22 protein-coding genes and 1 riboswitch are annotated in these 20,721 nt (G+C 65.5%); of the genes, 15 read left to right on the forward strand and 7 right to left on the reverse strand.

The annotated features are described in order from the left end of the window. The first annotated feature begins 255 nt into the window (after positions 1-255). The 4 genes from AYK61_RS20775 (at position 256) to AYK61_RS20785 (ending at position 2,676) form a co-directional block, all read left to right on the forward strand. Entirely contained in the window at positions 256-810 is a 555-nt protein-coding gene (locus AYK61_RS20775; RefSeq protein WP_128645865.1) for a hypothetical protein, read from the forward strand. A gap of 62 nt (positions 811-872) precedes the next feature. Continuing rightward, a complete protein-coding gene (locus AYK61_RS20780; RefSeq protein WP_121872225.1) occupies positions 873-1,808 on the forward strand; it encodes an NADP-dependent oxidoreductase in 936 nt (311 codons plus the stop codon). A gap of 136 nt (positions 1,809-1,944) precedes the next feature. Further along, positions 1,945-2,067 carry a hypothetical protein gene (locus AYK61_RS27995; protein ID WP_259468135.1) on the forward strand — a complete coding sequence of 41 codons (123 nt, stop codon included), beginning with the start codon at positions 1,945-1,947 and terminating at the stop codon, positions 2,065-2,067. Between the two features lie 84 nt (positions 2,068-2,151). Then, positions 2,152-2,676, forward strand: coding sequence for a hypothetical protein (locus AYK61_RS20785; RefSeq protein WP_032393749.1), 525 nt, complete (start codon positions 2,152-2,154; stop codon positions 2,674-2,676). 3 nt (positions 2,677-2,679) lie between these two features. Here AYK61_RS20785 and AYK61_RS20790 read toward each other — a convergent pair whose 3' ends face one another. Then, positions 2,680-3,159: a winged helix-turn-helix domain-containing protein gene (locus tag AYK61_RS20790; protein ID WP_121872226.1), complete on the reverse strand. Its 480-nt coding sequence runs from the start codon at positions 3,157-3,159 to the stop codon at positions 2,680-2,682. Positions 3,160-3,318: 159 nt separating this feature from the next. Then, positions 3,319-4,092, reverse strand: coding sequence for a type I methionyl aminopeptidase (map, locus tag AYK61_RS20795; RefSeq protein WP_121872227.1), 774 nt, complete (start codon positions 4,090-4,092; stop codon positions 3,319-3,321). Positions 4,093-4,196: 104 nt separating this feature from the next. Here map and AYK61_RS20800 point away from each other — a divergent pair, with 104 nt between their 5' ends. The 4 genes from AYK61_RS20800 (at position 4,197) to fgd (ending at position 6,784) form a co-directional block, all read left to right on the forward strand. Next, positions 4,197-4,889 (forward strand): GNAT family N-acetyltransferase, encoded by a 693-nt coding sequence (locus AYK61_RS20800; RefSeq protein WP_259468136.1) that lies wholly within the window; start codon positions 4,197-4,199, stop codon positions 4,887-4,889. Positions 4,890-4,958: 69 nt separating this feature from the next. After that, complete coding sequence (locus AYK61_RS20805; RefSeq protein ID WP_121872229.1) at positions 4,959-5,279, forward strand: hypothetical protein; 321 nt, start codon at positions 4,959-4,961, stop codon at positions 5,277-5,279. Further along, positions 5,276-5,608, forward strand: coding sequence for a YidH family protein (locus tag AYK61_RS20810; RefSeq protein ID WP_121872230.1), 333 nt, complete (start codon positions 5,276-5,278; stop codon positions 5,606-5,608). Before AYK61_RS20805 ends, AYK61_RS20810 begins: the two co-directional genes overlap by 4 nt. A gap of 162 nt (positions 5,609-5,770) precedes the next feature. Beyond that, on the forward strand, positions 5,771-6,784 hold the full coding sequence (gene fgd, locus AYK61_RS20815) for a glucose-6-phosphate dehydrogenase (coenzyme-F420) (RefSeq protein WP_121872231.1): 1,014 nt from the start codon (positions 5,771-5,773) through the stop codon (positions 6,782-6,784). Positions 6,785-6,796: 12 nt separating this feature from the next. On the opposite strand, the gene AYK61_RS20820 is transcribed toward fgd, so the two are convergent. Further along, complete coding sequence (locus tag AYK61_RS20820; RefSeq protein WP_121872232.1) at positions 6,797-7,309, reverse strand: nitroreductase/quinone reductase family protein; 513 nt, start codon at positions 7,307-7,309, stop codon at positions 6,797-6,799. 130 nt (positions 7,310-7,439) lie between these two features. Between AYK61_RS20820 and pta the strand changes: the two genes are divergently transcribed. Both pta and AYK61_RS20830 read left to right on the forward strand, forming a co-directional pair. Beyond that, positions 7,440-9,563: a phosphate acetyltransferase gene (gene pta / locus AYK61_RS20825; RefSeq protein WP_183130379.1), complete on the forward strand. Its 2,124-nt coding sequence runs from the start codon at positions 7,440-7,442 to the stop codon at positions 9,561-9,563. Then, complete coding sequence (locus AYK61_RS20830) at positions 9,560-10,747, forward strand: acetate kinase (protein WP_121872233.1); 1,188 nt, start codon at positions 9,560-9,562, stop codon at positions 10,745-10,747. Before pta ends, AYK61_RS20830 begins: the two co-directional genes overlap by 4 nt. A 13-nt stretch (positions 10,748-10,760) precedes the next feature. Here the strand turns inward: AYK61_RS20830 and AYK61_RS20835 are convergent, their stop codons facing one another. The 3 genes from AYK61_RS20835 to AYK61_RS20845 are packed head-to-tail and all read right to left on the reverse strand — an operon-like array spanning position 10,761 to position 15,453. Further along, positions 10,761-13,169, reverse strand: coding sequence for a serine/threonine-protein kinase (locus AYK61_RS20835; protein ID WP_121872234.1), 2,409 nt, complete (start codon positions 13,167-13,169; stop codon positions 10,761-10,763). Between the two features lie 11 nt (positions 13,170-13,180). Beyond that, on the reverse strand, positions 13,181-14,152 hold the full coding sequence (locus AYK61_RS20840; RefSeq protein WP_121872235.1) for a glutamate ABC transporter substrate-binding protein: 972 nt from the start codon (positions 14,150-14,152) through the stop codon (positions 13,181-13,183). Next, positions 14,149-15,453 carry a hypothetical protein gene (locus AYK61_RS20845; RefSeq protein ID WP_259468137.1) on the reverse strand — a complete coding sequence of 435 codons (1,305 nt, stop codon included), beginning with the start codon at positions 15,451-15,453 and terminating at the stop codon, positions 14,149-14,151. The genes AYK61_RS20840 and AYK61_RS20845 overlap by 4 nt, the downstream gene beginning before the upstream one ends. A 320-nt stretch (positions 15,454-15,773) precedes the next feature. On the opposite strand from AYK61_RS20845, the gene AYK61_RS20850 reads away from it, so the two are divergent. Further along, the gene (locus tag AYK61_RS20850) at positions 15,774-16,994 is read left to right on the forward strand and encodes an IS110 family transposase (protein ID WP_121869940.1); all 1,221 of its coding nucleotides are present in this window, start codon (positions 15,774-15,776) and stop codon (positions 16,992-16,994) included. Positions 16,995-17,029: 35 nt separating this feature from the next. After that, a complete protein-coding gene (locus AYK61_RS20855; protein WP_121872962.1) occupies positions 17,030-17,866 on the forward strand; it encodes an NUDIX hydrolase in 837 nt (278 codons plus the stop codon). On the opposite strand, the gene thiE is transcribed toward AYK61_RS20855, so the two are convergent. Further along, complete coding sequence (gene thiE / locus AYK61_RS20860) at positions 17,863-18,555, reverse strand: thiamine phosphate synthase (protein WP_121872237.1); 693 nt, start codon at positions 18,553-18,555, stop codon at positions 17,863-17,865. The genes AYK61_RS20855 and thiE overlap by 4 nt on opposite strands. Before the next feature lie 35 nt (positions 18,556-18,590). Further along, a riboswitch (TPP riboswitch) is annotated at positions 18,591-18,704 on the forward strand. Between thiE and thiO the strand changes: the two genes are divergently transcribed. From thiO to AYK61_RS20875, 3 genes are all read left to right on the forward strand, one after another. Continuing rightward, complete coding sequence (gene thiO, locus AYK61_RS20865) at positions 18,703-19,755, forward strand: glycine oxidase ThiO (RefSeq protein ID WP_121872963.1); 1,053 nt, start codon at positions 18,703-18,705, stop codon at positions 19,753-19,755. (Overlaps the previous riboswitch by 2 nt.) Next, positions 19,752-19,967 carry a sulfur carrier protein ThiS gene (gene thiS, locus AYK61_RS20870; RefSeq protein ID WP_121872238.1) on the forward strand — a complete coding sequence of 72 codons (216 nt, stop codon included), beginning with the start codon at positions 19,752-19,754 and terminating at the stop codon, positions 19,965-19,967. Before thiO ends, thiS begins: the two co-directional genes overlap by 4 nt. A gap of 4 nt (positions 19,968-19,971) precedes the next feature. Further along, the gene (locus AYK61_RS20875) at positions 19,972-20,721 is read left to right on the forward strand and encodes a thiazole synthase (protein ID WP_094613925.1); all 750 of its coding nucleotides are present in this window, start codon (positions 19,972-19,974) and stop codon (positions 20,719-20,721) included.

The following is a 20,721-nucleotide window of genomic DNA, read 5'->3' on the forward strand; positions in this document are numbered from 1 at the left end:
TTAGTGACGCTCACAATTCTCTGTGCCCTGTTATGTGATGGATAACTCGGACTACAAATTGTGACGTTGTCGGTTTGGTGTAACGCCGAGTCGCGCTGTCGCTGGTCACGGCGTTCAATAACGGGCAAGGCAGACGTAACGACCACAGCAGAGTTGCTTGTTCGGCGACAGACGCGACTGCATTGCAGCACCTCCGGAGCTCGATTCCGAGCCGGTGTCCGTTGGCTGAGTGTTGACCCAGTGGGGATGATCGACATGAACGACGCTTTTCGCTTCGCCGCTTCGTGCAGTTCACCGAGGGAGCTGATCTCCCGACTTCAATTCGGCATGACGGAGTTGTGGCCTGACGACGCAACAGTTCCCGTCCGCTGGCACTACATGGCAGACCTGATCGATTCGGAGCGAGGCTTGCTCGTCGAACTGAACGGTGCAGTGTCGAGGCCGGTTGTGGATGCGCTCGCCGCTGCAGCGGAACTGTGCAGGCAGTCGGCTTCCGAGCCTGTGCCCCAGTCGGATTGGAGATTGCTCCGTCGCGCCATGGAGTGGCTGGAGACCAGTAGTTCGGAAGTGGATCGCGCTGTGCTCGCGGTGGGAGACGAACTGGCACTGGTCGGTCTCGAAGGTGAAGAACCGGACTTCTCGGTCGTGTCATGGCTTTGCCTGGAAACACTCGCGCAGTTCGAGGCCGATCGGGAAACAATCGACTACTGGGTCGACCGCGCGAACCTGCCGGAGCCGAGTGCTGTTCACCAACGCGCAGGTTCGGTCCTCGACCAAGACGAACTGATCCCGCTCTCAGTGGCTGTCTGAGGCGGCGGCGACGCCGGAGTCGGACCGGAACATTTTGCACCGTGTCAGTCGTTGTACGTTCCATGACAAAAGCAGCGGTTGCAGCGTCCTACGGTGGTCCGGAAGTCATCGAGATCGTCGAACGAGAGCTACCCGAACCCGCCAAGGGTGAGGTGGTGGTTGAGGTGAAGGCGATCGGCGTCAATCCCTTCGACTTCAAGAGCTACAGCGGTGCGTTCGGCACCGACGAATCCAAGCTCCCGATCCCCCTGGGTAGTGAGGCGTCGGGAATCGTGGTGGCAGTCGGCGGCACCGTCGAGGGCCCGGTCGGTCCGATCGCCGTCGGCGACGAGGTGATCGTCTCCGGCGTGAACGGAACGTACACCGAGAAGATTCTCGCGCCCGCGCGCTTCGTGTTCCCGAAGCCGGCGAATCTGGATTGGGACGTCGCTGCCGGGGTGCTGGCCGTCGCCGGAACGGCCTACGACGCACTGGAATCCGTCGGGGTGAAGAGCGGCGACACGGTACTCGTGCACGGCGCTGCGGGCGGTGTCGGATCTGTGGTGGCTCAGCTCGCGAAGGAGCGTGGTGCCACCGTCATCGGAACTGCCCGCGCTCGGAATCACGAAGCGCTGCGTGCCTTCGGAGCCGAGCCGGTCGAATACGGCGACGGCTTGCTCGGCCGCGTGCGGGCGGTTGCATCGAATGGCATCGACGCAGCCATCGATGCCGTCGGCACGGACGAAGCCGTCGACGTGTCCCTCGAATTGCTCACCGACCGCAGCAAATTGGTGACGATCGCAGCGCATGGCCGGGCGCAAGCGGACGGTTTCCTCACCGTCGGTGGGCCGGCGAGTATGGAGCGTAGACGCCTCGCGTCGCCGACACTGTTGGAGCAGGCGGGTGCGGGAGTGTTCGAGGTGACTGTCGCCAAGACCTTCCCACTCGACGACGTCGCGAGGGCGCACACCGAACTGCAGACGGCTCACCCTCGCGGAAAGTTCGTCCTGATTCCCTGACCTGTTCGGGCAACTTCACACCCATTTTCCTGACCGATCACTCCAACTCGGGTCAGATCAGGGGTGATCGGTCTGCACGAGGGGTGTGAGGTCTCGGGCGTCCTGTACGAATAGCAGCGATCCTCGGTCGACTTCGGTGTCCGCGGCCGATGATGCATCCGCAGTGCTGGCACGAGCGTTGTGGCCGTATCGCATTCCCACCGAGGGACGCGGGCCCGAGAAGAGCCCGTTGGACGACGTCTCGGCCGGGCGGAGCTAGTTTTTGTCGCTGCGGAGATTTTCAGTTAACGATCGGGTCTCGACACGACCGGGGCACTGCTGTGAAGGCTCTACGATTGTCGGCATGACTGCCGATCCGACCACGCCCGCACCGTCGACCAGTTCGGCCAATTGGAAGCGACGCGCCATTCTCGTCGGCGCGGGCATCGTGCTTCTGCTGATCGCATACTTCATCCTCGCTGCATTCCTGCCGCGCTGGTGGAGTCTGCGGGTCGAGGAACTGGCCGATCGCACGTTCACCAAGGGCATTCTGTGGGGACTGCTGTTCGGCATCGTCTGCACCTTCGCGCCGCTGGTGTTCTTCTGGAGCGCATGGTCGGTCCGCAAGGGCAGGGCAGGAAAGCAATTGGCTATCGGATCGGTCATCCTGGCCGTCGTCACAGCCATCCCGAACCTGTTGACGCTCACCATCGTTCTCGGAACCAGCAACGCCGCTCATGCCGGCGAACGCACCCTCGACACCAGCGCACCGGGCTTCCGCGGCGCGACGGCATTGGGCGCGATCATCGCCGTGGTCCTCGTGGCTCTGCTGGTCTTCGTGGTCGTGCGCCGAAACCGTCGTCGCAGGTCCGTCGCACTGTCGCAGTAACGGTCAGGCGCTCCGCAGCACGGCCGGCTCGGTGACGACGCGAATGCCCGGCTCCGGGTCGAATCGGTAACCGGCACCGCGGACGGTGGTGATCAGTCGGCCGAAGTGACCGAGCTTGGTTCGCACCCGGGACAGGTGCACGTCGACGCTGCGACCGCCGTCGGAGGTACTCAGTTCCGACCTCCCGACGACGACGCGTGGGCGCTGCGCCAGGTACGCGAAGATCTCGAACTCGGTGTGGCTCAGTCGCACGCTCCTGCCGCCGAGGATCACATCGCGGGCGGGCAGATCGATCACCAGGGGAGCGTTGAGCTCGCTGACGCGTACATCGAAGCGCGTCAGGATCTTCGCGTGCGGGGCATAGCTCTTGGCGGCGCTGCGAAGGGCGTCGGCGAGTGCGTGCAGTTGCGGGCGAGTCAGTCCCTGCAGGGACGATGTGCCGGAATCGGAGATGCGGACGACGACGGTCGCTTCGGTGCTCATGACGGGTGGCTCCTGTGACAAGGGTGCTGCTGATACGGGACGGATGGTCAGCGTGGGCAGCGACAGTTCTCGTTCACAGCCACAGAGTCGTCGACGATCGGCAGTTCCGCCAGGGATCCATTCACCGTGATCGCAACGGTTGACCCCGTGGCCGTCGGGTCAGGATTTGGGGAGCGTCATGATTTCCGCACCGTCGTCGGTGATCATCACGGTGTGCTCGCTGTGTGCGGTGAGGCATCCCGTCGTGCTCCGCAAAGTCCAGCCGTCCGGGTCGGTGACGAGTTCGTCGGTGTCCTCCATGACCCACGGCTCGAGCGCCAACATCAAGCCCGGGCGTAGACGGTAGCCGCGGCCGGGCCGTCCGGAGTTGGAGACGTGGGGATCCTGGTGCATCGTCGAGCCGATGCCGTGGCCGCCGAACTGCATGTTGATCGGGTAGCCGGCGGCATTGAGCACCGTGCCGATGGCGTGGGAGATATCGCCGATTTTGTTGCCCGGTCGAGCCGCTTCGATTCCCGCGGCCAGGGCACGTTCGGTGGCGTCGATCATCGCGAGACTCTTGGCGGGCTTGTTCTCACCCACGACGAAACTGATGGCCGAGTCCGCTGCGACGCCGCCGAGGATCACGGCCAGGTCCAGCGTCAGCAGATCGCCGTCGGCCAGTGCGTAGTCGTACGGAAGGCCGTGCAGCACAGCATCGTTGACGGAAGTGCAGATGTAGTGACCGAACGGACCGCGACCGAAGGACGGCGCGTAGTCGACGTAGCAGGACGTCGCCCCGGCTCCCTCGATGATCTCTTTGGTCCACTGATCGATCTCGAGCAGATTGGTGCCGACTGTGGCGCGTTCGCGAACGGTTCGGAGAATCCCAGCTACCAGGGCGCCGGATTCGCGCGCGAGGGGGATCTTGGTGGGGGGAAGAATTTCGATCATGTGGTGCCTTTCGCCGTATGACGAACAACGATACCGGTATAAGTATTGGTGTCGAGTCCGACGGCGCGCAGAGCCGTGACTCGGTTCGTGCGACGCTGTCTGTCGTGTCTGCTCATCCTCTCGACGACCCCGTTCGTAATTCCCTCGAGGGCTCGCTCTCGCGGTTCGCGGTCCGGCGCGGGCGGATCATCCGTGCCGATCCCGAGGTGTCTCCGTTCCTGGTGCACCCCGACGTCCTCGAGTCCGAGGACTGGGACGACATCGCGGCCCTGTTCGGCCCGCGAACCGTCGTCGCCCTTGCCGGCCCGGAACGCGCACTGCCCGAGGGCTGGTCGCACCTCGAGACCTTCGGTCTGGTGCAACTCGTCGGCACGCACCTCGAGACGCGGCCCTTCGTAGAGGCGGTCGAGCTGACTGCAGCGGACGTCCCGGAGATGCTCGATCTGGTTCGCCGCACCGAGCCCGGACCGTTCCTGCCCCGCACCATCGAACTCGGCACGTACCTCGGTGTTCGACGCGATGGCGCTCTGATCGCGATGGCGGGCGAGCGTATGCACCCCACGGGGTGGACAGAGATCAGTGCCGTGTGCACCGACCCGGCGTTTCGCGGGCAGGGGCTGGCCACCGACCTGGTTCGCGCGATCGGCCACGGCATTCGCGCCCGCGGTGAGGAGCCGTTCCTGCATGCGTCGGCCGCAAACGTGAGTGCCATCGAGCTCTATCTCTCCATCGGATTCGAGTTGCGTCGAACCTCGCACCTGACGCTGGTCCGCACGCCCGCGCCGAACGCGAGATAGGTTTCGAAATCCGTTGTTGCGTGCTCTGACCTCGAAGACATACCGTTACCTATGCGAATAAACGGCGAAGTGATCTACGACGATGGACTGGTCCGTCTCGACGAGGCAGGCGTCACGCTGAGGTATTACTACTTTCCTTTCGCCACCAAGAAGTTCGTTCCGTACGACCGGATTCGCGCCGTCGACACCGCCGTCCTCGGCAATTGGAACGGGCGGTGGAGGCTGTGGGGAGCGTCCTGGATCGACCAGTGGCTTCCACTGGACGTGATGCGTCCCAAGAAGGACACTGCAGTGGTGCTCACCCTCCGCCGCATCTCGCCGGTCTTCACCCCCGACGATCCGGACCTGATTGCCCATCTGATTCGCGAGCGCATGGCCGCACAGCAGTGACGCGCCCCGACGAGCGGTTCACGCTGGCCAGTGAACGCACTTTTCTCGCCTGGCTGCGGACGTCGCTGGGGCTCCTGGCCGGCGGTATCGCGGTCGTCCACCTCGTTCCCGATTTCAGCACCGGGTGGGTCCGCACGGGACTCGGGCTGATACTCATCGGTCTCGCCGCGGCGGCACCGATCATCGGTCTACGACGGTGGATGCGCGTTCGAGATGCTCTGGAGAAGGGTGCACCGATGCCCGAGTCACGAGATCTGTGGATCTTCGCCGTCGGTATCGGCGCGGTGGCAGTGCTGGCTGCAGTGGTCACGGTTCTGGGGATCCAGTAGCAGCAGGAGTGGAGCCTGCGGAACGACCCTTGGGTCAGGAGTGGAGCCTGCGGAACGACCCTTGGGTCAGGAGTGGAGCCTGCGGAACGACCTTGGGGTACTCCGCCGACGGCCGAAGGTGCACAATCGAAGAACTAGGACGACCAACGACAGGAGTTCGGCGTGGCGCAGGGTCTCAAGCTGGGGTACAAGGCATCGGCGGAGCAGTTCGGACCGCGGGAGTTGGTCGAACTCGGTGTGCTCGCCGAGCAGCACGGTATGGATTCGGCGACGGTCAGCGACCACTTCCAGCCGTGGCGACACGAGGGTGGCCACGCGCCGTTCTCACTGGCCTGGATGACGGCCGTCGGGGAACGTACGAACACGATCCAGCTCGGCACCTCGGTGCTGACGCCGACGTTCCGCTACAACCCGCCGGTCATCGCTCAGGCGTTCGCGACGATGGGCTGCCTGTATCCCGGACGCATCATGCTGGGTGTGGGCACCGGCGAAGCGCTCAACGAGATCGCGACCGGGTTCACCGGCGAATGGCCGGAGTTCAAGGAACGATTCGCGCGCCTGCGTGAGTCGGTGCGGTTGATGCGCGAGCTGTGGCTCGGCGACCGCGTCGACTTCGAGGGTGAGTACTACACAACCAAGGGCGCGTCGATCTACGACGTTCCCGAGGGTGGTATCCCGGTCTACATCGCCGCAGGCGGTCCCGTGGTGGCGCGTTACGCAGGCCGCGCGGGCGACGGATTCATCTGTACCTCGGGCAAGGGCATGGAGCTCTACACCGACAAGCTGCTTCCGGCCGTGGAAGAGGGCGCGGGCAAGGCCGAGCGCGACGCCGGTGAGATCGACAAGATGATCGAGATCAAGATCAGCTACGACACCGATCCCGAACTGGCGCTGGAGAATTGCCGCTTCTGGGCCCCGCTGTCGCTGACGCCCGAGCAGAAGCACTCTATCGACGATCCCATCGAGATGGAGAAGGCCGCCGACGAGCTGCCGATCGAGCAGGTCGCCAAGCGCTGGATCGTGGCATCGGACCCGGACGAGGCAGTGGAGAAGGTCAAGCAGTACACCGATGCCGGTCTGAATCACCTGGTGTTCCACGCGCCGGGTCACGATCAGAAGCGATTCCTCGAGCTGTTCGAGAAGGACCTCGCGCCGCGCCTGCGCAAGCTCGGCTGACTCCCGACGAGACTAGAGATCGGCCGTGAGTGCGAACAATCGCATGTCACGGTCGGTCCGGGTCTCGTACTCGCCGTACACCTCGACCATGGCGTCGAACTGCCGGTAGATGCGAGCCTTCTCGTCTCCGGTGATCCGGGTGGCCGTCACCGGAATCTTCTTGCCGCCGATGGCCACCACGGCCTTCGGGTCCGCGAGCAGGTTCGACGTCCACGCCGGGTGGTGCTGCTGACCGAAATTGGATCCGACGACGTAGATCTTTTCGGCCTCCCGGTAGTACAGCAGCGGGCTCGTCCTGGGTTTGCCGGACTTGCGGCCGGTGGTGGTCAGCAACACCACCGGGGCCGCGATCGGCCCGAGGACGGTGAAGCGGCCGTCCGACTTGGTCAGCAACCACCGGTCGACGCCTGCGAGGTTCCTGATGACCCATGAACCGGGCTTCGTCGACGCGAACTTCACGGCGGGCTTGCGGATGAACGAGGTTTCGCTGCCCCAGCGCACATCCGGGAACGGTGATTCGGCCATGGTTCATGGGACAGCCCGACCGCGCCCGGTGTCAACACCCCACGCCTACTAGACAGGAGTGGAGCCTGCGGAACGACCCCTACTAGGCAGGAGTGGAGCCTGCGGAACGACCCCTACTAGGCTGGCGTGCATGGCTGAGCCCAGCGGCACCGACGCGTCGGACATGTATCCCTCGAGCATCTACATCGCGTCACCGGAAGGGGACACCGGGAAGTCGACCATCGCGCTCGGTGTGCTGCAGATGCTCGCCGCGTCGGCGGCCCGGGTGGGGGTGTTCCGTCCCATCGCTCGTTCCACCGACGAGCCCGATTACATTCTCGAGTTGCTCGTCGAGCACACCACCGCAGATCTGACGTACGAGCAGTCGCTCGGTGTCACGTACGAGCAGGTGCACGCCGATCAGGATGCAGCGCTCAGCAAGATCGTCGACCGGTATCACGAGGTGGCGTCCCAGTGCGACGCCGTGGTGATCGTGGGCAGTGATTACACCGATGTCGGCAGCCCCAGTGAACTCGGGTTCAATGCCCGCATCGCCGTCAATCTCGGTGCCCCCGTGCTGCTTGCGCTGCGCGGGTCCGGTCGCACGCCCGACGAGATCGCGCAGTTGGCCACTCTGTGCCAGGGCGAACTGCGTCAGCACCATGCCCACCTGGCTGCGATCGTGGCGAACCGTTGCGCGCCGGACGAACTCGACGCGGTCACCGACGCACTGGCGTCGGTCGGTGTGCCTGCATGGTCGCTGCCGGAGATTCCGCTCCTCGTCGCGCCGACGATGGCGGAACTGCTCGAGGCGGTGGACGGCACACTGTACTCCGGTGACTCGTCGCTGCTGCAGCGAGAAGCGTTGCGGGTCATGGTCGGTGGCATGACGGCCGAGCACATCCTCGAACGCCTCACCGAGGGCGTCGTCGTCATCGCGCCCGCGGACCGATCCGACGTGTTGCTCGCCCTCGTCAATGCCCATGAGGCGGAGGGCTTTCCGTCCCTCGCCGGCATCATCATGAACGGCGGCATCGAACCCCATCCGGCGATCGCCCGATTGGTGGCAGGACTCGGGCCCCGGTTGCCGATCCTGACCACCGAGCTGGGCACGTTCGATACCGCCTCTGCTGCAGCGCAGACGCGCGGCCGCGTGGCGGTGGGCTCGCAGCGCAAGGTGGACACCGCACTCGGCCTGATGGAGCAGCGGGTCGACGCGAAAACCCTTCTGGGTCGGCTCGACATCGCCATTCCCACCATCACGACCCCGCAGATGTTCGAGTACCAGCTGATTCACCGGGCACGCGCCGACCGCAAGCACATCGTGCTCCCCGAGGGCGGTGACGATCGCATCCTCCGGGCTGCCGGGCGTCTGCTGCAGCGTCAGGTCGCGGACCTGACGATCCTCGGCGAGGAAGGTCCCATTCGGCGACGCGCATCGGAACTGGGCGTCGACCTCGACAGCGCAACGGTTCTCGACCCCAAGAACTGCGACTACGCCGAGGACTTCGCGGCCGAGTACACCGAGCTGCGCAAGCACAAGGGTATGACGATCGACCGTGCCCGCGAGATCATGGCCGACATCTCGTACTTCGGAACGATGATGGTGCACAAGGGAATTGCCGACGGCATGGTCTCCGGTGCCGCGCACACCACCGCGCACACCATCAAGCCGTCGTTCGAGATCATCAAGACGACCGAGGGCGTGTCGACGGTGTCGTCGATCTTCCTGATGTGCCTGTCCGATCGTGTTCTCGCCTACGGTGACTGCGCCGTCGTACCCGACCCGACGGCCGAGCAGCTCGCCGACATCGCCGTGTCCTCGGCGCAGACCTCGGCCCAGTTCGGGATCGAGCCGCGGGTGGCCATGCTGTCGTACTCCACCGGTGAGTCCGGTTCCGGAGCCGATGTCGACAAGGTTCGGCAGGCCACAGCGCTTGTGCGCGAACGTAATCCGGAATTGCTCGTCGAGGGTCCGATCCAGTACGACGCGGCGATCGAACCGTCCGTCGCCGCGTCGAAGCTGCCCGATTCCGACGTCGCGGGCCGTGCGACGGTGTTCATCTTCCCGGACCTCAACACCGGTAACAACACCTACAAGGCCGTCCAGCGCAGCGCCGGTGCGGTTGCCGTCGGACCCGTTCTGCAGGGCCTGCGCAAGCCCGTCAACGATCTCTCGCGCGGTGCGCTGGTCGAGGACATCGTCAACACCGTCGCCATCACCGCGATTCAGGCACAGGGCATTGCCGCAGCAGCCGATCAGGAGGGCAAGTGAGCATCCTCGTCGTCAACTCCGGTTCGTCCTCGGTCAAGTTCCAACTGGTCGACCCCGGCTCGGGGGAATCCGTGGCCAGCGGGCTCGTGGAGCGCATCGGTGAATCCGACGGCCGAGTCGAACTCGACCACCGTGGCGAGAGTGTCGAGCGAATCCAGCACATCGACGACCACGGTGCCGGTCTGGCCCTGGCCTTCGAGATGCTCGCCGACGCAGGCGTCGAACTGGAATCGGTCACCGCCGTCGGGCATCGCGTGGTCCACGGCGGGACGGTGTTCTACCGTCCGACTATCATCGACGACTCCGTAGTGCAGCAGATCTCCGATCTGAGCAACCTTGCACCACTGCACAATCCGCCGAACGTGCTGGGCATCGAGGTCGCCAGGAAGCAACTGCCGAATGTGCCGCACGTGGCAGTGTTCGACACGGCCTTCTTTCATTCCCTGCCCGACGCGGCCGCGACCTACGCCATCGACGCGACCGTCGCTGCCGAGTACGACATCAGGCGCTACGGCTTTCACGGCACCTCGCATCGGTACGTGTCCGAGCAGGTGGCGCAGTTCCTGGGCCGCGACCTCGAGGACCTGAATCAGATCGTACTGCATCTGGGCAACGGCGCCTCGGCCTCGGCCGTCGCGGGTGGCAAGGCGGTCGACACGTCGATGGGACTGACTCCTCTCGAAGGTCTCGTGATGGGTACTCGCAGTGGGGATATCGACCCCGGAGTGATCATGCACCTGCGTCGCAGTGCAGGCATGAGCGTCGACGACATCGACGCCCTGCTCAACCGTCGCTCCGGCCTGATCGGACTGTCCGGGGTCAACGACTTCAGACAACTGCAGGAACGGATCGACGACGGGGACGCCTCCGCACGTCTGGCGTACGACGTCTACATTCATCGCCTACGCAAGTACATCGGCGCGTACATGATCGGGCTGGGTCGGCTCGACGCCATCACGTTCACCGCCGGTGTCGGTGAGAACGCCGCAGCGGTGCGCGCGGACGCCCTCGCGAACCTGGAGGGCTTCGGCATCGAGATCGATGGCGAGCGTAATACGCTGCGCAGCAAGCAGGCTCGGGTGATCTCGACCGACGCGTCCACCGTCACGGTGTTGGTGGTGCCGACCGACGAGGAGCTGGCGATCGCTCGTGCGGCGGACGACCTGGTTCGAGAAGGCGGCTAGAACAACGCGGCAGTCAGAACAAAGAACGTGGCCTGATCGCGTTCGCCAGATCCACCAGCGAGAAGCGGTGGGCGCGATCGGTGGCGTTGCGGGCCAGTGCGCGAAGCCCCTTCTCGGTTCCGCGCCGCAATCCGTCCTCGGTGAACGGGACGCTGAGGATGGGTTCTCGCTCGGCTGTGGCGGCGTGGCCGGAGACGATCCAGTCCAGGGCCATCGCCAGCACCAGCGTCCGCATCTGCAGCGCCCGGCTCTCGGCCTTGGGTAGCAATGCCACTCGTCTTGCCGCAGAACGGAAATCGGACTCGGACAGCTCGGCTCGCGAGCGGTCCATCAGCAACGTCAACACGCTGGTCATCCGGGCCATGGAGTAGTGCCGCGAACTGATCGGCACCTGATCGAGCGCGGCGATGGCCCCGGTCTGATCGCCGCGGCGCTGCAACTGCCTGGCCAAGCCGAACGCCGAGCTGACGATGCCGCGATTGGTCCGCCACACCGCTCGATACAGACCCTCGGCGCGGGCCCGCCACTTCTCGGCTTCCTCGACGTTGCCTGCGGCCACATGCCCGAGCAGTTCGGAGGTGGCTCCGAGGGCGAGCTTGGGTGCGAGTTCGCCGGGCATCGCACCGAGTACGTTGTCGAAACTGGTGAATGCAGAGTCGTATTCGTGATGCAACAGCGCGATCAGGCCTGCGTACCATTGCACTCGCCACGGGTCCGCGGTGTGGTCGGTCGACTGCACCTTGGCCAGAATGTCGGTTGCTTCGACGACGTTCCCGAGATCCAGGTGGGCCTTGACCTCGGCGAGGGTGATCTCGAGACTCAGTTCCACAGGACTCGAGGAGCCGGTGGAACGGCCCGATTCGGCTCCGGCGGTGACGCGTTCGATGCCGTTGCGTTTGGCGTGCTGCAGCGAGTCCAGGGTCTGTCGAGGTTCGACGTGTACGGCCGCCGCCAGCAGTGGCGCGCTCGGGTCGTTGGGGTCCACCAGCGGAACCGGCAGTGCAGCAACCACTTCGGCTGCGGTCATTCGTTCGTGGCGGACCGTGCCGTCCACGTAGGTGTCGGTGCGCCCCACCGACTGCTCGGTGCCGAAAGTCGTACGTGGCGGGCTGAATACCGTCGACAATCCGGGCCGCTCGACACCTGTCCTGATGGCCAGGATCTCACGCAGCACACCGGTGGCCTGCCCGGCGAATTCGTCCGCGGATCGGAACCGACGAGTGGGATCCTCGTGCGTCGCCCGCAGCAACAGGCGATGCAGCGACGGAAACTGTTGTAGTACTTCGGATGCCTCGGCCGAAGGGAGGCCGTCGAGGTACTTGCCGTTCTTCGACGGCATGTCCAGCGTCAACACCGCGAGGGTGCGGCCGACGGTGAAGATGTCCGATGCCACCGTCGGTCCCGTCTTCACGATCTCCGGTGCCTGGTAGCCCACCGTGCCGTACAGGTAGCCGTAGTCCTCGATACCCGCGACCGCGCCGAGGTCGATGAGTTTGATCTGGTCGTCGGAGACCATGATGTTCTCCGGTTTGAGGTCGTTGTAGACCAGCCCGATCGAATGCAGATAGCCCAGTGCCGGAAGCACTTCGAGGACGTAGGCCAGTGCCTGTTCGACGGGGAGACGGGCACCGTCGCCGCAGGCGGTGAGGATGTCGCGCAGTGAACGGCCACCGACGTATTCCATGACGATGAAGCCGACGGTCGACCCGTCGCTGCGGGGTTGCTCGACGAAGTTGTAGATCTTCACCACGCCGGGATGGGCTACCTCGGCGAGGAACTGCCGCTCCGCGACCGCGACGGCGTGCGCCTCTTCGTCACCGAAGTGCAGCAGTCCCTTGAGTACCACCCAGCGGTCGCTGACGTTGCGGTCGATGGCGAGGTAGATCCAGCCGAGCCCGCCGTGTGCGATGCAGCCCTGCACGTCGTACTGGCCGACCACGCGATCGCCGGGTTCCAGCAACGGAGTGAAGTCGAACGTTGCGCCGCAGTGCGGGCAGATGCCCATCGCCACGTCGGGCTCGCCCGGTTCGCTGCGGCCGACCTTGGCATTGCACTTCCAACAGAACCGTTTGTGCTGCGGTACCGTCGGATCCGACATCACTGCAGTGGCGGGATCGATCGGTTCGACGCGGGGCACGTCCACCAGACCGCCGCCGAGTCGTCGCCGAATGCCGGTGCTGCGCGATCGACCGGATCTCGACCTACCCGTCTTGGAGCGGGTGGAAGCAGTGTGCGACGCAGTGGATGTCGGGGTCCGATCGCCGACCGGTGACCGCGAGACGGCCTGGGTGCGCTCGACGCCGTCGGTTCCCGAGACTGCTTGCGTTCTGGATACTGCCCGGGTGCGCTCGCTGTCGTCGGTGCGCGAGACCGCCTGCGTTCGCTCCGCCGGGGCCGTGGGCTGCTGTTCGTCGTCGTCCATGTCCAAGGCCCCTAATCGCTGTACGTCGCGCTGGGCGGACCGGGGGAGGGGCCGAGCACCGTCAGCCACCGGTTGTAGATGCGATTCCAGGTTCCGTCGGAGCGGATGCGTGCCAACGTTCCGTTGACGAAGCGCACCAGATCCTCGTTGTTCTTGTTGATTCCCACCCCGTACGGCTCCGGGCTCAGGCTGTCACCGACGATCTCGAGGTACGGATCCTGTGCTGCGAGACCGGCCAGGATCGCGTCGTCGGTGCTGATGGCGTCGACCTGCCGTTGTTGGAGCACCACAAGGCAATCCGACCACATCGGTACCGTCACCACCGTCGCGGCGGGCTGGACTCGTTGGATACGTCGCAGCGAGGTGGTGCCCTCCACAGCGCATACTCGCTTGTCCGCCAGGTCCTCGACTCCGCGGATGCCCGATCCCTGCACCACCAGAACGCGGTGCTGCGCTTGGAAGTACACGGTGGAGAACTGGACGTCCTTGCGGCGAGCGCACGTGATGGTCATGGTCTTGACCACCATGTCCACCGAAGAATCCTGCAGAGCTTCGAGCCGCTCCGCAGAGGTGAGGATGCGAAAGTCCAGCCGGTTCGGATCGCCGAACAGGTCTCGTGAGACCTCCCGCGCGATGTCGACATCGAACCCGACCAGCTGCCCGGACATCGGATCGCGGAAGCTGAAAAGGTTGCTGCCCGTATCCAATCCGACGACCAACCGGCCCTTGGCGCGCAGTGCGTCGAGTGTCGGCTGTGGCGGCGGCGGAGCATCGGTGCCTGCCGGCAGTGGTCGCAGGCTGGCGGTGGGGCGGGCGCACTCGTCGTCGGCGGGGCTCTCGGTTGGCCGAGCGGCGACGGACGCGCCGTCCGGTAGCGGCGGTTCGGTGAACGTCGTGTCGACCTGCGGCGCAGCGTTTTCCGGCGGCGCACAGCCGACCAACAGAGCGGTGACAAGAATGCCGACGGCGAGTAGACGTTTCACAGGTACTCCCGCAGCCTCGGGAACAGGCCGACACCGAAGGCGACCGACGCGACGACGGTGAGCACGTATGCGCCGTTCGACAGTCCGGACAGCACCCACACCGATCGGTCGATGTTGGACCGCAGTTCGCTTCGCGCATTCTCGATTCCGTCGACCAGAACGCTGTCCAGCGCGGTGAACGCGGCCGCCGAATCGGACTCGCCGGTCCCGGTGGCAATGGAGACCGCGCCGTTGAAATCGCCGACCTCGAGTGCGGAATCGATCCGCGAGTGCGAGACCGACCACGTGTTCAGTGCATCGATCACCGCGGTGTCGCCCTGAAACATCTCCGTGAGCCGAGAGACGTTGGCGTCGAACGATTGTCCGTAATCCTGACCGCCGCCGCGGCGGGCGAGATCGAGAGTCTCGTCCGCCCTGGCCTGTTGCGCCAGAATGAAACCCGTCGTGTAGGACTTGAGCGGAGACACTCCGCGGTCGATCGCGCGATCGGTGGCGATCGAGGACACCAGTCCCACCACCAGCATCCAGCCGAGCAGCCCGGCAACTGCCACTGTCGCAGCGAGGAATCCGACGTTCAACGTGCGGCGAGTGGTCCGCGACAGGTACCACTGAGCCAGTCCGGTCATCAGCAACAGGAACACCAGCGAACCGATCGCGAACAGGGGCGGACTGGTGAACCGTTCCTGATCGGCCGACACCCGCGACGCCTGCTCGGTGTACAACTTCTCGGCCAGCGGCAGCAAACTCGTCTGCATCATCGTCGAGGCTTCGCCGAGATACGCCGCGCCCACCGGATTTCCGCTGCGGTTGTTGGCCCTGGCCGTCTCGACCAGACCGCTGTACACCGGCAATCCAGCGGCGATCTGGGTGAGCACCGCGCTGGTGGCCGCATCGTTCTCGGTGACCCCGGCCGAGGCTGCGATCAGCTCGGACGACGCCTCGCCGAGCGCCTGCGAGTAACGCTCGCGTACCTCGGGCGGTTCGAGACCACCGGCAATGAACGCGGTGGCCGCAGCCGCGTCGGCGACCGACAGCGCCCCGTACAGATTCTGTGCCGAGTTTGCGAAGGGCTCGGTGCGCACCAACAGGGTGCCCAGGGTGTCGACCCGATCGGTCACAGCCGTGGACGCGAGGTTTCCGACCGTCAACGCCAGCACCACCAGCGCAGTTCCCATCGCGACCAACCGCGCAGGCGTCGAACGCATCGTGTATCGAACCGGTGGCTTACCTGCAGCGACACCGACGTGTGTAGCCGTTGTCGGGGGGACGGCAGCGGAGGGGGTAATACCGGCCGCGATCACGCACCCGAGCATATAAGTAGGCGGACGGTACTGCAGCCACTACAGGCAGGTGATTCACCTAATGGGACTTGATCGGCGAGTCTCCGGCTGGAACTGGAGCAACCGGACAACGCTGGTCACCGAGCCGCTGGTGGGTGAGCACTATTTCAACCTGGAGTGTGGATCGACTCCTAACCCTAGATCGTGTCCCCACCGGTCGGCGAGGGTTCCCAGAATGCTGATGGGGTGTCGTGCCACCAGAGCACTGATCCATTAGGTCGCCGTCCGGATCCCTCGAGGCTCGCCGACAGTGTCCGATCGAGCGCGAACAGGAGAACCGAATGATTTTTGTTGGAGACGACTGGGCGGAGGATCACCACGACATCCACGTGATGGACGCCGACGGGAAACGGTTGACCTCACGCCGATTACCCGAAGGACTGGCGGGTATCAGTGGGTTTCACGATGTGATTGCCTCGTACGCCCAGGCGCCCGCCGAGGTCGTCGTCGGCATCGAGACCGATCGCGGCTTGTGGGTGTCTGCTCTGGCCGCGGCCGGATACACCGTGTACGCGGTCAATCCGCTCGCTGCTGCGCGCTACCGAGACCGCCACCATGTCTCGGGTGCAAAATCCGACGCCGGCGACGCCAAACTCTTGGCCGACCTCGTGCGCACCGACAGGCACAACCACCGCACCATCGCCGGCGACTCGACCTCGGCCGAGGCGATCAAAGTATTGGCCCGCGGACATCAGAATCTGATCTGGTCCCGTAACCGGCAGACCAACGCGTTGCGCTCGTCCTTGCGCGAGTACTACCCCGCCGCACTCGAGGCCTTCGACAGTCTTCATCACGGCGACGCCGTCGCGGTGCTCTCGCGTGCCGCCTCGCCCGCCGAAGCATCTCACCTGAGCGCAGCGACGATCCGATCGATCCTGAAAAAAGCTGGGAGACAACGCAATATCGAATCACGCGCTGAAGAAATTCGCGTTGCATTGCGTACCGACCATCTCACGGCACCACCTCCTGTTGCCGCTGCGTTCGCCGCCACCACCCGCTCGGCGGTGGCGCTGATCGCGGAGTTGAACCGTCAGATCGTCGACCTCGAAGCCCAACTGACCCGCCATTTTGAAACACACCCGGACGCCGCTATCTACCTCTCCCTGCCAGGAATCGGTGTCATCCTCGGCGCCCGGGTGCTCGGTGAATTCGGCGACGACGTCGCCCGCTACACCAACGCCAAGTCTCGCAAGAATTACGCCGGTACGTCACCCCTGACAGTTGCGTCGGGCAAGAAGCGGGCCGTACTGGCTCGTCATATCCGCAACCGGCGGCTCTACGATGCCATCGACCAGTGGGCGTTCTGCGCCCTCAACCAGAGTCCGGGCGCACGCGCGTTCTACGACCACCACCGCGCTGCCGGAGACCTCCACCACCAAGCGCTCCGCGCACTCGGCAACAGACTTGTCGGGCTCCTGCACGGGTGCCTACGTCACCACACCGAATACGACGAACACACCGCTTGGGCACACCGCACCGGGCAACAACCAGCCGCAGCTTGACAAGTTACGGACCTGGGATGTCTAGGGTGGTGAGCATGCGTGGTGACGGTGACGGCTGGGTGATCGGCGAGAACGGCACTCGGCACTGGGGAAAGCACGGTGCCGCCGGACTGTTGCTGCGTGCGCCGTCCGATGCAGGCGAGCCTGTGGTGTTGCTGCAGCACCGTGCCCTGTGGAGTCACCAGGGCGGAACATGGGCACTACCCGGCGGAGCCCGCGACTCCCACGAGAGCACCGCCCACGCGGCGGTGCGCGAGGCCCACGAAGAAGCCGGTATCTCGGCCGAACAGGTCAGTGTGCGCAGCGAGCGCGTCACCGCGAGCGTCGAGAGCGGCTGGTCCTACACCACCGTCGTCGCCGATACCGATCATCCGTTGACCACTGTGCCCAACGGGGAGAGCACCGAGCTGCGTTGGGTACCGGAGTCGATCGTCGACGAACTCCCGTTGCATCCGGGGTTCGCGTCCAGCTGGCCGTCGCTGCGCACCGTGCCGCTGCGGGTGCTGCTCGACACCGCCAACGTGCTGGGGTCCCGGCCGAACGGATGGTGGAAGGACCGCGCCGGATCGACCGGCGCACTGCTGACCTCGCTGGCCGAGACGCTGCCCCGCACCGTCGAACTGCCCAGCGGTCAGTACGGCTGGCTCACCTGCATCGAAGCCGTGCTCGAAGGCCAGGCCCGGGACGCCGTGGTCGAAGACCCCCGCACCCGGACGATTCTCGCCGACGGCAGTGGCGACGACACCTTGGCCGAGCAGGCCGACATCGACGGAGACCTGACCGCGCTCGTCACCGCCGACCGCGGCCTACGCGACCGGCTGCCGGAATCGGTGCAGGTCCTGACGCCGTCCGCAGTACTGGGTTGGCTCTAGGCCTGCAGCGCTTGGACCAATTCGCGGGCTGCGGCCTGTGGGTCCCTGGCCTCGGTGATCGCCCGGACCACCACGATGCGGTCGGCTCCGGCCGCTCGAACCTGATCCACGTTGGTCGCGTCGACGCCGCCGATGGCGAACCACGGCCGTTCCGGTAGCGCGTCCGCCGTCGCCCGCAGAGCTTCGAGCCCCGCGGCCTTGCGGTTGGGCTTGGTTGGCGTCGGCCACACCGGCCCGACGGCGAAGTAGTCGACGCCGTCCTCGATCGCGGCGAGCGAGGACTGAGCGCGGTTCTGCGTCGACCGGCCGATCACCACGTCCGGCCCCAGGATCTGACGGGCATAGTGCACCGGCAGATCGCCCTGACCCAGATGCAGCACGTCCGCGCCCGCGGCCAACGCCAGATCCGCGCGATCGTTCACCGCAAGCAGCGCACCGTGCCGCTTGGTCGCAGCGAGCAGAATCGCCAGCGCAGCGAGCTCGTCCTTGGCTTCGAGGGGACCGAACTCTCGCTCGCCTGCGGAGTTCTTGTCGCGCAGCTGAATGATGTCGACGCCACCGGACAACGCGGCCTCGGCGAACTGCGCAAGGTCGCCCTTGTCGCGTCTGGCATCGGTACACAGGTACAGGCGAGCGGACGCAAGACGCTCACGGGGAGTCTGGTTGCGGGCGGTCTGAGATGGATGCACAAAGCGAACTGTATTCTCATGGTGGCTGTAAAACGAAGACTGATCGCGGGAGTCCCAGGGTTCGTGGGGCTGAGAGTGGGTTCGCCGCCCTTACCGTCAATACCTGAACCCGATCATGCGGGCGCAGGGAGCGAGGACGTGAATCGCGTGCATATCGTCGTTATCGGCGGAGGCGTCATCGGGTTGTCGACGGCGCTGCGCTTGGCCGAGGACGGTCACCGAGTGGTCGTGCACGATCCCGCGCTCGGTCGAGGCGCATCCTGGGTCGCAGGCGGAATGCTGGCCCCGTTGTCCGAGGGCTGGCCCGGCGAACACGAACTGCTGCATCTGGGCGCTGCGTCGTTGGCGCGGTGGCCGGACTTCGCCCGACGCCTCCCCGGCCCCTCGGTGTTCTCCGCGACCGGATCGGTGACGGTTGCCCTCGACTCTGCCGATGCCGCCGACCTACGAACCATCGCCGAATGGGTGGGCGAGCAGGGGCACGAACTCGAGATTCTGGGACGGGCGCAGCTGCGTGAGCTCGAACCTGCTCTGGCACAGAACATTCGACTGGGCCTGCTGGCTCCGACCGAACTGTCGGTGGACAATCGGGCGCTGATCGCCGCGCTCGAGCAGGGGTGCCTCGACGCGGGAGTCGAGTTGGTGACCACCTCGGTGGAGACCATGCCCGACGCCGACCAGGTGGTCCTGGCCGCCGGTGCCCAGTCGGCCGCGTTGTGGCCCACGCTGCCGGTTCGGCCGGTCAAGGGAGAGATCCTGCGTCTGCGGAGGCGGCCGAGCGCCGCACCGCCGCCGTCACGCACTGTTCGCGGAACCGTGCACGGCCGGGCGATCTACCTGGTACCGCGCGGCGACGGATTGGTCGTCGGCGCAACCCAATACGAATCCGGCCAGGACACCCAGGTCACCGTCGCCGGGGTACGAGACCTCATCGCCGACGCCGAACGACTCATGCCCAGCATCGGCGAGTACGAGCTGTACGAAACCGCTGCCGGACTGCGGCCGATGAGCCCGGACGGGCTGCCGCTGATCGGCAGGCTGTCTCCCCGGTTGATCGCCGCCACCGGACACGGCCGCAACGGCATCCTGCTCGCGCCCATCACAGCCGACGCCGTCGCCGCGCTGATCTCCGGCGAGACGCTGCCCGAGGCGAAAGCCGCCACACTCGAACGCTTCACACAGATCGAGAGGACACCATGACACAGGTCGCGATCGGTATCACCGTCAACGGCGAGGATCACCTGCTCGCCGAGGACATGACCATGCGTCGGCTGCTCGAATTCCTGGGCCTGCCCGAGAAGGGCATCGCTGTCGCAGTCGACGGAGCGGTGCTGCCCAAGAGTCGCTGGGACAGCACCAGCGTCGAAAAAGGTTGGGAAATCGACATTCTCACGGCGGTTCAGGGTGGTTGAGGCCATGACGGGTCTGACCATCGCAGGCCGCACCTTCACCTCCCGGCTCATCACCGGTACCGGGGGAGCGGCGAATCTCGCGGTACTCGAGGAAGCCCTCGTGGCGTCGGGAACCGAACTGACCACCGTCGCGATGCGCCGCGTCGACGCCGCAGGTGGGACGGGAGTGCTGGATCTGCTGCGCCGGTTGAACATCGCCCCGTTGCCGAACACCGCAGGCTGCCGCGGTGCGGCGGAAGCAGTTCTCACCGCTCAACTCGGCCGTGAGGCGCTCGAGACCGACTGGGTGAAACTCGAAGTGATCGCCGACGAGCGAACCCTCCTGCCCGACGCCATCGAATTGGTCAAGGCCGCAGAACAACTCGTGGACGACGGCTTCCAGGTGCTGCCGTACACCACCGACGACCCGGTGCTGGCCAAGCGGCTCGAGGACATCGGCTGTGTGGCCGTCATGCCGCTCGGGTCACCCATCGGCACCGGCCTCGGCATCTCCAACCCCCACAACATCGAGATGATCGTCGACGCAGCATCGGTTCCGGTGATCCTCGACGCCGGCATCGGCACCGCCAGCGACGCCACCCTCGCGATGGAACTCGGCTGCGATGCGGTGCTGCTCGCCACCGCGGTGACCCGGGCGAAGGATCCGGCGCTGATGGCGTCGGCGATGCGGAACGCGGTGGCGGCGGGCTACCAGGCCCGACATGCCGGCCGTATCCCGAAAAGATTCTGGGCGCAGGCCAGCTCGCCGATGTAA

The sequence above is a fragment of the Rhodococcus sp. SBT000017 genome, assembly GCF_003688915.1.
Classification (GTDB): domain Bacteria; phylum Actinomycetota; class Actinomycetes; order Mycobacteriales; family Mycobacteriaceae; genus Rhodococcoides.